Origin of the sequence: Chitinimonas sp. BJYL2, from assembly GCF_027257935.1 — a bacterium.
Classification (GTDB): domain Bacteria; phylum Pseudomonadota; class Gammaproteobacteria; order Burkholderiales; family Chitinimonadaceae; genus Chitinimonas.
Window position 1 is genome coordinate 177384 of the sequence record NZ_JANZKW010000005.1, and the last position, 12064, is coordinate 189447.

At 61.0% G+C, this 12064-nt stretch carries 11 protein-coding genes and 1 pseudogene; 5 read left to right on the forward strand and 7 right to left on the reverse strand.

The window, feature by feature from the left end:
- Both O9X62_RS14850 and pssA read right to left on the reverse strand, forming a co-directional pair.
- Nucleotides 1–1785, reverse strand: coding sequence for a 2-isopropylmalate synthase (locus O9X62_RS14850; RefSeq protein ID WP_308446491.1), 1785 nt, complete (start codon nt 1783–1785; stop codon nt 1–3).
- A gap of 132 nt (nt 1786–1917) precedes the next feature.
- Nucleotides 1918–2688 carry a CDP-diacylglycerol--serine O-phosphatidyltransferase gene (gene pssA / locus O9X62_RS14855; protein ID WP_269533713.1) on the reverse strand — a complete coding sequence of 257 codons (771 nt, stop codon included), beginning with the start codon at nt 2686–2688 and terminating at the stop codon, nt 1918–1920.
- A gap of 160 nt (nt 2689–2848) precedes the next feature.
- Here pssA and asd point away from each other — a divergent pair, with 160 nt between their 5' ends.
- Nucleotides 2849–3697, forward strand: a complete 849-nt coding sequence (gene asd, locus O9X62_RS14860; protein ID WP_269533714.1) for an archaetidylserine decarboxylase — start codon at nt 2849–2851, stop codon at nt 3695–3697.
- Between the two features lie 218 nt (nt 3698–3915).
- On the opposite strand, the pseudogene ilvC reads toward asd, so the two are convergent.
- The 3 genes and pseudogenes from ilvC to O9X62_RS14875 all read right to left on the reverse strand — a co-directional run.
- Nucleotides 3916–4935, reverse strand: a pseudogene (ilvC, locus tag O9X62_RS14865) (ketol-acid reductoisomerase); the annotation flags it as partial.
- 48 nt (nt 4936–4983) lie between these two features.
- Nucleotides 4984–5475 carry an acetolactate synthase small subunit gene (gene ilvN, locus O9X62_RS14870; RefSeq protein ID WP_269533715.1) on the reverse strand — a complete coding sequence of 164 codons (492 nt, stop codon included), beginning with the start codon at nt 5473–5475 and terminating at the stop codon, nt 4984–4986.
- Nucleotides 5476–5488: 13 nt separating this feature from the next.
- Nucleotides 5489–7249, reverse strand: coding sequence for an acetolactate synthase 3 catalytic subunit (locus O9X62_RS14875; protein WP_269533716.1), 1761 nt, complete (start codon nt 7247–7249; stop codon nt 5489–5491).
- A gap of 470 nt (nt 7250–7719) precedes the next feature.
- Between O9X62_RS14875 and O9X62_RS14880 the strand changes: the two genes are divergently transcribed.
- From O9X62_RS14880 to O9X62_RS14895, 4 genes are read left to right on the forward strand one after another with little or no spacing between them, the layout of a single operon-like run.
- Nucleotides 7720–8283: an RNA polymerase sigma factor gene (locus O9X62_RS14880; protein WP_269533717.1), complete on the forward strand. Its 564-nt coding sequence runs from the start codon at nt 7720–7722 to the stop codon at nt 8281–8283.
- Nucleotides 8280–8651 carry a DUF3619 family protein gene (locus tag O9X62_RS14885; RefSeq protein WP_269533718.1) on the forward strand — a complete coding sequence of 124 codons (372 nt, stop codon included), beginning with the start codon at nt 8280–8282 and terminating at the stop codon, nt 8649–8651. Before O9X62_RS14880 ends, O9X62_RS14885 begins: the two co-directional genes overlap by 4 nt.
- Entirely contained in the window at nt 8651–9028 is a 378-nt protein-coding gene (locus tag O9X62_RS14890) for a DUF3106 domain-containing protein (protein ID WP_269533719.1), read from the forward strand. The genes O9X62_RS14885 and O9X62_RS14890 overlap by 1 nt, the downstream gene beginning before the upstream one ends.
- Nucleotides 9029–9063: 35 nt before the next feature.
- Nucleotides 9064–9561 carry an RDD family protein gene (locus O9X62_RS14895; RefSeq protein WP_269533720.1) on the forward strand — a complete coding sequence of 166 codons (498 nt, stop codon included), beginning with the start codon at nt 9064–9066 and terminating at the stop codon, nt 9559–9561.
- Here the strand turns inward: O9X62_RS14895 and lnt are convergent.
- Nucleotides 9558–11081: an apolipoprotein N-acyltransferase gene (lnt, locus tag O9X62_RS14900; RefSeq protein WP_269533721.1), complete on the reverse strand. Its 1524-nt coding sequence runs from the start codon at nt 11079–11081 to the stop codon at nt 9558–9560. The genes O9X62_RS14895 and lnt overlap by 4 nt on opposite strands.
- Nucleotides 11078–11947: an HlyC/CorC family transporter gene (locus tag O9X62_RS14905; RefSeq protein WP_269533722.1), complete on the reverse strand. Its 870-nt coding sequence runs from the start codon at nt 11945–11947 to the stop codon at nt 11078–11080. The genes lnt and O9X62_RS14905 overlap by 4 nt, the downstream gene beginning before the upstream one ends.
- Nucleotides 11948–12064: the final 117 nt, after the last annotated feature.

Sequence of the window (12064 nt, forward strand, 5' to 3'; positions counted from 1 at the left end):
TCAGCCCTGCGGGTGGGCCCGGCCTCCGGCATCGCTCAAGCGGTTCAAGGCCGAAACATAAGCCTGTGTAGAGGCAACAAGGACATCGATATCCGCGCCCTGGCCATTTACCGCGTGGCCATCTTTGGACAGGCGCACGGTTACCTCTGCCTGAGAATCGGTACCTGCCGTTACGGCGTTCACGGAATACAGGAGCAGATCAGCGCCGCTGTCGGCAACCTGCTCAATCGCCTTGAATACAGCATCCACGGGGCCGGCACCGGGGCTGCTGACCTTGCGCTCTACCCCGTTGTCCGTCAGCACCAGCTGCGCTTGTGGCTGCTCACCGGTTTCGGACACCACCTTGAGTGCAACCAACCGATAGCGCTCGCTCGCGTCCTGTCCGGCATCGCCAACCAAGGCACGCAGGTCCTCATCAAAAATCTCGCGCTTCTTGTCGGCCAGTTCCTTGAAGCGGGAAAAGGCTGCATTCAGGGATTCTTCGCTGTCCGGCAGGATGCCCAGTTCTTGCAGCCGGGTACGGAAGGCATTGCGGCCCGAAAGCTTGCCCAGCGTGAGCTTGTTATTGGTCCAGCCCACCGACTCGGCTGACATGATCTCGTAAGTTTCACGATGCTTGAGCACGCCATCTTGGTGAATGCCGGATTCATGGGCAAAAGCGTTCGCGCCTACCACTGCCTTGTTGGGCTGTACCGGGTAGCCGGTGATCGTGGACACCAGCTTGGAAGCGGGCACGATCTGGGTGGTGTCGATATTGGTGTCCAGATTGAACAGGTCACGGCGGGTGCGAACGGCCATGACGATTTCTTCGAGCGCGGCATTGCCTGCACGCTCGCCCAGACCGTTGATCGTGCACTCTACCTGGCGTGCGCCACCCATGACGGCGGCCAGTGAATTCGCCACGGCCATGCCGAGATCGTTATGGCAATGAGCAGACCAGATCACTTTGTCCGAGTTTGGTGTGCCTGCGATGATCCTGCGGAACAAGGCCTCGGTCATATGCGGCATTGAATAGCCCACCGTGTCGGGCACATTGATCGTTCTGGCCCCCGCCTTGATGACCGCATCGAAGATACGGCAAAGGAACTCCGGCTCTGAACGCAGTGCGTCTTCGGCCGAAAATTCCACATCATCGGTGTACTCACGGGCGAGCTTCACTGCAGCCACCGCGGCATCAACCACCTGATCTGGGGTCATGCGCAGCTTTTTCTCCATATGGATCGGGCTGGTCGCGATGAAAGTATGGATACGGCCACGCGCTGCCGGTTTGATCGCTTCACCTGCGGCACGGATATCGCGTTCGTTAGCACGCGCCAGCGAACAAACGGTGGATTCCTTGATGACTTCGGCAATTGCATGGATAGCCTCGGCATCGCCGGGGCTAGCGGCAGCAAAGCCGGCCTCGATCACATCGACCCCCAGACGTTCGAGCTGCTTGGCGATGCGGATCTTCTCTTCCTTGGTCATGGCCGCGCCGGGCGATTGCTCGCCGTCGCGCAAGGTGGTGTCAAAAATGATGAGCTTGTCGGTCATGGTGGCGGCCTTCTCTGAATCGGATGCGGTATCGGGTACGGTAAACATGGTTTGGATCAGATCGCTGCGCTGTTGGCGTCGGGCCAGCTCGGCCAGCTTTTCGAGCTGGACGAGCGGTAGGCTGCCTCGTTCACGCCACTTGTATACGGCCGCGCGACTGACAGGCTCATCAGGAAACGCTGCACTGAGCGCCTGTGCGACGGCACCAGGGCCGCCCAAAGCGTTGATCAGATGTTCAATGTCCAATTGCATGGTGGCGATCTCAATGGAATGCCACCCGATAGTCGCACATTGCGCCAGAATGTCCAATATGGATACAAAAATACCCGCTTGGCGCGGGTATTTTTGTAGTATCTCAGCAAGAAATTAGACATATTGTCCGATTTACTTGGGTGTCTCGTCTTTCCGGGATTTGAAATAACGCCAGATCAGCATCAGATAGCCCGATGCGGCATAGCAGATAAAGAAGGAGAACAGCATCATCGGCGGGTGGGATACGCCGATCAGCAGCACCAGCACGGCAAGTAGCATGACCACGAAGGGCACGGTCTTGCGCATATTGAATTCCTTGAAGCTCCAGAACGGCGCATTGGACACCATGGTCAGCCCCGCATAGAGCGTGAACGCCAGCGCCACATGCGGAATCCAGCGAGCCAGCGCCAGTTCGGACAGCTCCACCTTGTACTCCAGGCAAATCCACACCAGCCCCGCAACCAGCGCCGCCGCGGACGGGCTGGGCAGACCCTGGAACCAACGCTTGTCGACTAACTCGATATTGGTATTGAAGCGCGCCAAGCGTAGTGCCGCACAGGCACAGTAGATGAAAGCGACCATCCAGCCCAACTTGCCGAATCCACGCAGGCCCCACTCGTAAACGACCAGCGCCGGTGCAACGCCGAAACTGACCATGTCAGACAATGAGTCGAACTGGGCGCCGAATTCGGACGAGGTGTGCGTCATGCGGGCGACGCGGCCATCGAGACCGTCGAGTACCATGGCAAAGAAGATCGCCAGCGCAGCAGGCTCGAAGCGCTCGTTCATGGCGGCGACAATCGCGTAGAAACCACAGAACAGCGCGCCCAGCGTGAACAGATTAGGCAGTAGATAGATGCTCTGGCGGCGCAGATTCATGGCGCGCTTGGGAAGTGAATGCATGGGTACACCTCGTGTGCCGGCGAGGGATCGCGCGGCATGGGCTGAGTAGGCCGCAATTGTAACCGCGGCATGTTGCGCTGTCTTTGACACGACCCTCCGGCGGCCGTCTCCCGGCTGCGGTAAAATCGCCCCCATTCATATTGCCGCGTCGGAGCTTCACTTGTCAGAACGACTGTTCGTGCTGTCCCAGCACCTCATGCCCAAGCTGGCGCTCACCCGTTTTGCCGGCGTCGTGGCAGGCACACGCGGCGGTGCCATCACGCGCGCCATCATTGCCAACTTCATCCGTCGCTATAACGTGAACATGGACGAAGCCGCCAACCCGGATATCGGCAGCTACGCCAGCTTCAACGAATTCTTCACCCGCGCACTCAAGCCGGGCGTGCGCCCGTTGGCCGATGCGCCGCTGATCTGCCCCGTGGACGGGGCAATCAGCCAGATCGGCCCGATTGCCAAGGATCAGATCTTCCAGGCCAAGGGGCATCAGTACTCGACCGCCGCGCTGGTGGGCGGCGATGAAGTGCTGGCCAAGCAGTTCGACGATGGCAGCTTCGCCACGATCTACCTGAGTCCGCGCGACTACCATCGCATCCATATGCCTTGCGATGGCCGCCTGAAACAGATGATTCATGTACCCGGCGATCTGTACTCGGTGAATCCGGCCACCGCGCGGGGTGTACCCGGCCTGTTCGCGCGCAACGAGCGCGTAGTGTGCGTCTTCGAATCCGAGCAAGGCCCGTTTGTGCTGACGCTGGTCGGTGCCACTATCGTGGGTAGCATGGCTACGGTGTGGCATGGCGTCGTCAATCCGCCGCGCAGCAAGACCGTGCGCACTTGGCAGTATGGCGACAGCGGCCCCGTGCTCAAGCGTGGTGAAGAGATGGGGCGCTTCCTGCTGGGCTCCACCGTGGTGATGCTGTTTCCCAAGCCGGCGCTCAAGTTCAATGCCGACTGGGTCGAGGCCAAGCCGGTGCGGCTGGGCGAGGCGATGGCGGATTACGCTGCCTGAGTGATTGCGAGCGGGATGGCAGGCTTGGCGGTTCCGTACCAATCAGGGAATCCGTGTGTGCAGTAAGCGAGCGCACCGCATCTCACTTGCCAACAGGCACAGCGGTGCAATGCGCTGCGCTGATTGCACCCTGCACGACTGAGTTGGTACACCGCTCGCAGCACCAACAAAAAGCCCACGCACTGCGTGGGCTTTTTGTTGGGCACGGCAAATGGCGATCAGTTCTTGCTTTGATCGACCAGCTTGTTGGCCTTGATCCACGGCATCATGTCGCGGAGCTGCTCGCCGACCACTTCGATCGGGTGCGCAGCGTTCAGGCGACGGCGTGCGGTCATGCTCGGGTAGTTGGTCTTGCCTTCGAGGATGAACATCTTGGCGTATTCGCCGGTCTGGATGCGCTTGAGCGCGTTGCGCATGGCTTCGCGCGACTTTTCGTTGATGACTTCGGTGCCAGTCACGTACTCGCCGTACTCGGCGTTGTTCGAGATCGAGTAGTTCATGTTGGCGATGCCGCCTTCGTACATCAGGTCGACGATCAGCTTCAGTTCGTGCAGACACTCGAAGTAGGCCATTTCCGGGGCGTAACCGGCTTCGGTCAGCGTCTCGAAGCCCATCTTCACCAGTTCGACCGCACCACCGCACAGCACGGCTTGTTCGCCGAACAGGTCGGTTTCGGTTTCTTCGCGGAAGTTGGTTTCGATCACACCACCCTTGGTGCCGCCATTGGCCGCCGCGTACGACAGAGCAATGTCACGGGCCTTGCCGCTCTTGTCCTGGTAAACAGCGATCAGCGAAGGCACGCCGCCGCCACGCTTGTATTCCGAACGCACCGTGTGGCCGGGGCCCTTGGGGGCAACCATGATCACGTCCAGATCAGTACGCGGGATGATCTGGTTGTAATGGATGTTGAAACCGTGGGCAAAGGCCAGCGTGGCGCCTTGCTTGATGTTCGGGGCGATGTCGCGCTCGTACACGGCCGGCTGGCTCTCGTCGGGCAGCAGGATCATGACCACATCGGCGGCCTTCACGGCTTCGGCCACTTCACGTACCGGCAGGCCGGCAGCTTCTGCCTTGCTCCACGAAGCACCGCCCTTGCGCAGGCCGATGGTCACGTTCACGCCCGAATCCTTCAGGTTCAGGGCATGGGCGTGGCCTTGCGAACCATAGCCAACGATGGTGACCTGCTTGCCTTTGATCAGGGAGAGGTCGGCGTCTTTGTCGTAGAAAACTTTCATTTGGGTGTCCTTTGTATGTGCTTGGGTGGGCCGGCGAACCGGCCGTCAAAATCAGATCTTGAGGATGCGCTCGCCGCGGCCGATGCCCGAGGCACCGGTACGCACGGTTTCGAGAATCAGGGTGCGGTCTACGCCTTCGATGAAGGCATCAAGCTTGCTGCTCTCGCCCGTCAGTTCGATCGTGTAGGTCTTCTCGGTCACATCGATGATGCGGCCGCGGAAAATGTCGCTCATCCGCTTCATTTCATCGCGGTCCTTGCCCGTGGCGCGGACCTTGATCAACATCATTTCGCGCTCGACATGGTCGGATTCGTTCAGGTCGATGACCTTGACCACCTCGATCAGCTTGTTGAGCTGCTTGGTGATCTGTTCGATCACATCGTCCGAACCCGTGGTGACCACCGTCATCCGGCTCAGGGTCGGATCTTCGGTTGTCGACACGGTCAGCGAGTCGATGTTGTAGGCACGGGCCGAGAACAGGCCCACCACGCGCGAGAGCGCGCCGGCTTCGTTTTCCAGCAGGATGGAAAGGATATGTCGCATGTCGTTTCCCTCCTTAGCTCAGGTTGCCGTAGTCGCGCTCGCGCGGCGCAGCGCCACCGACGAGATGCCGCATATGCGGCGGCAGATCCATCTGGTTCAGACCCTTGCCGTTCTGCACCATGGGGAAGACGTTTTCCTTCTGGTCGGTGATGAAATCGAGGAACACCAAGCGCTCCTTGAGCTTCATCGCCTCGCGCAGTGCCGGCTCCACATCGGCCGGGCGCTCGATCTTCATGCCCACGTGGCCATAGGCCTCGGCCAGCTTCACGAAATCGGGCAGCGCATCCATATAGGATTCGGCGTAGCGGTTGCCATAGAAGAATTCCTGCCACTGGCGGACCATGCCCAGATAACGGTTGTTCAGGTTCACGATCTTGACCGGCACGTGGTACTGCTTGCAGGTCGAGAGTTCCTGGATGTTCATCTGGATCGAGGCTTCGCCGGTGATACAGGCCACCGTAGCATCGGGGTTGGCCAGCTGTGCGCCCATCGCGGCAGGCAGACCGAAACCCATCGTGCCCAGACCGCCGGAGTTGATCCAGCGGCGCGGCTTGTTGAACTTGTAGTACTGCGCGGCCCACATCTGGTGCTGACCCACGTCCGAGGTCACAAAGGCTTCGCCGCCAGTGACTTCGTACAGCTTCTGCACCACGAACTGCGGCTTGATGATGTCGCTCTCAAGGTCGAACTTGAGGCAGTTGTGGCTGCGCCATTCCTCCAGCTGCTTCCACCACGCGGCCAGCGGCTCGGCGGCCGGGCGCACGCCCGTCTGGCGCAGCAGGCCCAGCATCTCGTCGAGTACATCACGGACATTGCCGACGATGGGGATATCCACCTTCACGCGCTTGGCGATGGACGAAGGGTCGATATCGATATGGACGATCTTCTTGGGCGAGCTGAGGAAATGCGAGGGCACCGAGATCACGCGGTCGTCGAAACGCGCGCCAATGGCGATCAGCACATCGCAGTGCTGCATGGCCATATTGGCTTCGTACAGACCGTGCATGCCCAGCATGCCGAGGTTCTGGCGGTCGTCGCCCGGATAGGCACCCAGGCCCATCAGCGTGTTCACCACCGGCACACCGAGCGAGCGAACCAGCTCGGTGACTTGCGCCGAGGCATTGGACAACACTGCACCACCACCCACATAAATCAGCGGACGCTTGGCGTCGGCCAACAGGTTCACGGCCTTCTTGATCTGGCCTGGGTGACCCTTGGTGGGCGGATTGTAGGAACGCAGGCTGACCGATTGCGGATACTGGAACTCCGCACGGGCCAGCGTGACATCCTTGGGGATATCGACAATCACCGGGCCGGGACGGCCAGTGGTGGCAATGTAGAACGCCTTCTTCATTGCGGCCGCAATGTCGCGCACATCCTTCACGAGGATGTTGTGCTTCACGCAGGGGCGCGTGATGCCGACCATATCGACTTCCTGGAAGGCGTCGAGGCCAATGGCGGGTGTCGGCACCTGGCCGGAAATCACCACCATCGGGATGGAATCCATATAAGCCGTGGCAATGCCGGTGACCGCGTTGGTGGCGCCGGGGCCAGAGGTCACGAGGGCAACGCCCACCTTGTGGCTGGAACGCGAGTAAGCGTCGGCTGCATGCACGGCCGCCTGCTCATGCCGGACCAGCACGTGCTTGAATTTGTCTTGCTTGAAAATTGCGTCGTAGATTTCGAGAACCGCGCCGCCAGGGTAACCGAAGACGAATTCAACGCCCTCTTCCTGCAAACAGCGGATAACGATTTCCGCACCGGAGATTTCCATGATGTCTTCCTTGGTAAAGGGGACACACACAGCCCACGTCATCGCGTGGCGGAACGACCATGAACCGGAAGCAACACCCTGCTGCTGCAGGGGTGGATACGCGCACCGGGCTCCTTGGAAAAGGAAGCCAAGCCAACGCACCGTTACCGGAGGGGTCGCGAGTGCCTGAGCACTCAAGCCAACTTGCAACGACAAGCGCAGACTGCAACCAATGCAGCAAAAGCCTGTAGGACTTTAAGAATGCGTCAGAATGACGCGAGTGCCAACCGTGTTTTCACCGTGGTTTCGCTTGTGGCGTGTCGGTGAACATCGAACTTGCTGCCGATGGGGTAAACGGATCGAGTCTGGTCCGGATACCGACGGTGGCGGGGAGGATTGCGGAACCATAGCCGACTGACCAGAGCGCGGTCAAGTGCTGCGACGCAGCAACTTTGCTATCATCCGCGCGCCATCCTGCCCTTGGGCTGCTCTTGGAACCCACTGAAAACCTGTCCGCGTTTCTTGCCGGCATCGAGCGCCGCGCCTTTCGGCAAGCCATGTTCGCGACCCAGAATCAGGAGGCGGCACTGGACATAGTGCAGGAAGCCATGCTGAAGCTGGCCGAGCATTATGCACAGCGGCCAGCCGACGAATGGCCGTTGTTGTTCCAGCGCATCCTGCAAAACGTGATTCGCGATCATCACCGGCGAAGTCGGGTTCGCTCGATGTGGATCAGCCTGTTGTCGGCACTGGTGCCGCAACGCGATGATGACGAAGCCAATCTGCTGGACAGCCTGGCAACCACTGGCGAACCCGCCTTTGCCGCGCCAGACGACGAAACCGGACGCCGGCAGACGCGGGCCATCATCGACACCGCGATCGCACGCCTGCCATTGCGTCAACGCCAGGCGTTCCTGCTGCGTTACCTTGAGGAGCTTGATGTCGCGCAGACGGCAGCCGTGATGGGCTGCTCCGAAGGCAGCGTCAAGACGCACTGCTCCCGCGCTTGCCATACCCTGGCGGCGTGGCTGGAGGAAAAAGGAATCAGGCCATGAGCATGAATGATCACTACGACGCCATGGGCACACGGCTGGGGCGCGACATCGACGCGATACCGACCAGCCCCAGGCAGCAACAACGCCTCCACGCCATCAGAACGAACGCGCTCGAACGTGTCCGTCCGGGACGCACCGGCCGACTCGCCAGCCTGCGCGCCTGGTGCTTTTCGCACCCCGCAGCGGAGCGGCGGCTGGCCCAGTCAGCGCTGGCGCTGTTAGTGCTTTGCGCCGGTTTGGCCCTATGGCAATCGCACCCCTCCAGCTATATCGATGACGAGGTGGATGCCCAGTTGCTGGCTGATGAAGTGCCTGTCGACGCATGGCTGTCTGACCAAGCCAGTGCGCTGGGTGGAGAGCGCTCCTGATGCGGGGCGGATACCGATTGCTTGCGCTATGGCTGAGCGCCAGCCTGTGGGCGGCGCCGCCGCCCGCTAGCGACTGGGATCGCCTTAGTCCGATGCAGCGCAAGGTGCTGGCACCCCTCGCCACGGATTGGAAGGACTATTCGCCTAGCAAGCGCACGCATATGCTGGCCTTGGCGGATCGCTACCCCAAACTGAGCCTGGTCGAGCAGCAACGCGTGGATGCGCGGCTCAAGCATTGGGCCAGCCTCAGCAAGGCCGAGCGGGATCAGGCCCGGCAGAACTACCGAAAGGTGCAGAAACTGCCGCCTGAACAGCGCGTTGCCGCCAAGGAAAAGCTCAAACAGGCACAGGCCAGTGCGCCTGTGGCCACACCCTGATAACACCGGCCTTTGAGCCACCCACCGAGTCAGCCATGTCCCAGAACCACCCTCTCGCCAGCCGGCGCCGCCGTCTTGTTGCCCTTGTTTACGAAAGCCTGCTACTGCTGGCGATTTCGCTCGCAGCCGGCATGCTGTCGCAGATGCTGCTGTCTCGATTTGCCGGCACACCGGTCGAGTTCATGTTTTTGCTCGCCTGCTGGTTTGGCTACTTCGCCTGGTGCTGGCGTCGATCGGGCCAGACGCTGGCCATGAAGACATGGCGGCTGCAATTACGCGCCGCAGACAATCAGCTGGCCAGCTGGCGGGCGATGGGCGTGCGCTTTGCACTGGGTGTACTTGTCTATCTGCCGATAGCGCCGGCCTGGATTTATGCCCGTTACAACCCGGATATGAAGTGGGTATTGTGGGCCAGCCTGATATGGGCCGCCCTACCCTGGCTCTGGTCCCTGGTCGATCGTGACAAGCAGCTGCTGCACGATCGGCTGGCTGGCCTGCACATCGTACTGTTGCCGATCAATCGCGCCGACTAGGTCCGTCGCTGACGCCGGTGCCACGCGCGGGCACCGATCAGCATCAGCAGCGCAGCCAGCAAGGCAGGCACATTGCCAAAGCGCAGATACGGCGTTTCACCGCTGCGTCCCTGCACGGTAGCGTACAGGATGCCCACCTCGCGCTCGGGCAATCGCGCCAGATAGTTGCCGTGCGCATCAATCACCGCGGTGGTACCGCTATTGGTGGCCCTGAGCATGGGCCGACCGGTTTCAAGCGCGCGTGCCTGGCTGATCTGGCCGTGCTGGGCCAGCGCCACCGAGCCATCAAACCAGGCCAGATTCGACAGGTTCAGCAGCAACGTGGCTTGTCGGGCGTTCGGTAGCAGCTCCTCACCAAACAAATCCTCGTAACAGATGTTGGCGGCGATGCGCTGATCGCGTACACGCAATGGCTTCTGGACTTCAGCACCGGGGCTGAAGTCAGCCAGCGGCATGTTGAGGATGTTGTCGTACACCCACTGCACCAGCGGCCTGAGTGGCACGTATTCGCCGAACGGCACCAGATGCGCCTTGTAGTTGGCGGGACGACGCGGGTCGGTCAGCAGCACCGCGCCGTTGTAGTAGCGCTGGCTTTCGGCGTCGAGCCGGGGCACGCCGGTAATCAGATCGGCCTGCTGCTGGCGGGCCAGCGCCAGCAAGCTGTCGAGATAGTCCTCGGGCACATCGTGCAGGAAGATCGGGAACGCGGTTTCGGGCAGCACCAGCAGGTCGGCCTTGGCCTCATAAACCAGCTTGTAATAGGTACGCAGGTTGTAGATGAGGTCGTCGATGCCCCATTTGCGGTTCTGCGGAATTGCGCCCTGCAGCAAGGCCACTTTCAGCGGCTTGCCCTCTGGAGCAGTCCAGACCACATGGCGCAAGCCGTAGCCCACGGTACACAGCACGACGGCGGCCAGCACGGCAGCCAGATCCAGTCGATCCAGACGCCGCCCCATCAGCCAGGTCACCAGACCCGCCAGACCCGCCAGCAGACCGCTCACACCATAAATGCCCAGCAAAGGCGCAAAGCCTGCCAGCGGCCCGCCGGGAATCTGGCTGTAGCCGACGGCCGCCCACGGAAAACCGGTAAACAACCAACCGCGCAGCCATTCGCCCAGCAACCACAAGGCCGGCAAGGCCAGCAAAAGCAATATGGCTCGCGAGTTACCCGCCACTCGTCTTGCGGCATACGCGATCAAAGCCGGGTACAGGCCGAGGAAAGCCGCCAGACCGCCCACAGCCAGCACCGCCAGTGGCGCAGGCATACCGCCAAAGGTGTGCAGGCTGATGAAAATCCAGTGGATGGTGCCGGCAAAGTAACCCAGGCCCCATAGCCAGGCGATCAGCGCAGCGCGGCGCGGGCTGGGGGCGATATCGATGAGGCCGAACAGCAGCACCAGCGAGACCAGCACCAGCGGCCAGAAGTGGAACGGCGCAAAGCCGAACACCGCCATCGCACCGATCAGGATGGGCGGTACGGCTTGCAGGCAACGCCGCAGCAAGGCGGCGGGTTTGATCACGTCGCGTCTGCCGGCGCGACGGTATCGCGCTCGACCAACAAGGTGTGCAGACGGCGGCTATCGGCGCGCACCACCAGGAAGTGGTAACCGCCAAAGCTGATCGCATCGCCGCGCTTGGGCACACGACCGAACTCGGCCACAACCAGGCCACCCACGGTGTCGAGATCGGCCTCGCTGTAATCGGTGCCGAACTGAGTGTTGAAATCGGCAATCGGCGTCGTCGCCTTTACGCGCCAGCGGCCCTGGCGATCGGGCAGCATATTGTCGCCGCTGTCGTCGAAATCGTATTCATCCTCGATATCGCCAACAATCTGCTCGACCACGTCTTCAATCGTCACCAGACCCGCCACGCCACCGTACTCATCGACGACCAGCGCCATATGGTTGCGGTTGACGCGGAACTCCTTGAGCAGCACGTTGAGACGCTTGGATTCTGGGATGAACACGGCCGGGCGCAGCATCTTGCGCAGATCGAACTGCTGGCTTACGTAGTAACGCAGCAGATCCTTGGCCAGCAGGATGCCGACGATATTGTCCTTGCTGCCGTCATACACCGGAAAGCGCGAGTGGGCAGTCTCGATCACGTAGGGAATGAAGTCGCCGGGGGCGGCGTTGATGTCGATCGCGTCCATCTGGGCGCGCGGCACCATCACATCGCGCACCTGCATTTCGCCGACCTGAAGCACGCCTTCGATCATGGCGAGCGCATCGGCGTCGAGCAGGTGGCGCTCGAAAGCGGAGTGGAGGAATTCGACCAGCTCGTCGCGGTCTTCTGGCTCGCGCAGCAGATAGGCGGTCAGCCTTTCGAGCCAGGAGGGTTTGTGGGTGTCAGCAGTGTCGGACGAGCGACTAGAGGGTAAGTCCATGAGGGATAAGTAAAAACGACGACGAAAGGATTATAGCGGCGGCGATGACCAGATGATGACGATTTCAATGCAGCATCGATCTCAGCCGCGAAACCTGCTTGTTCGCAGCTGAAGTTG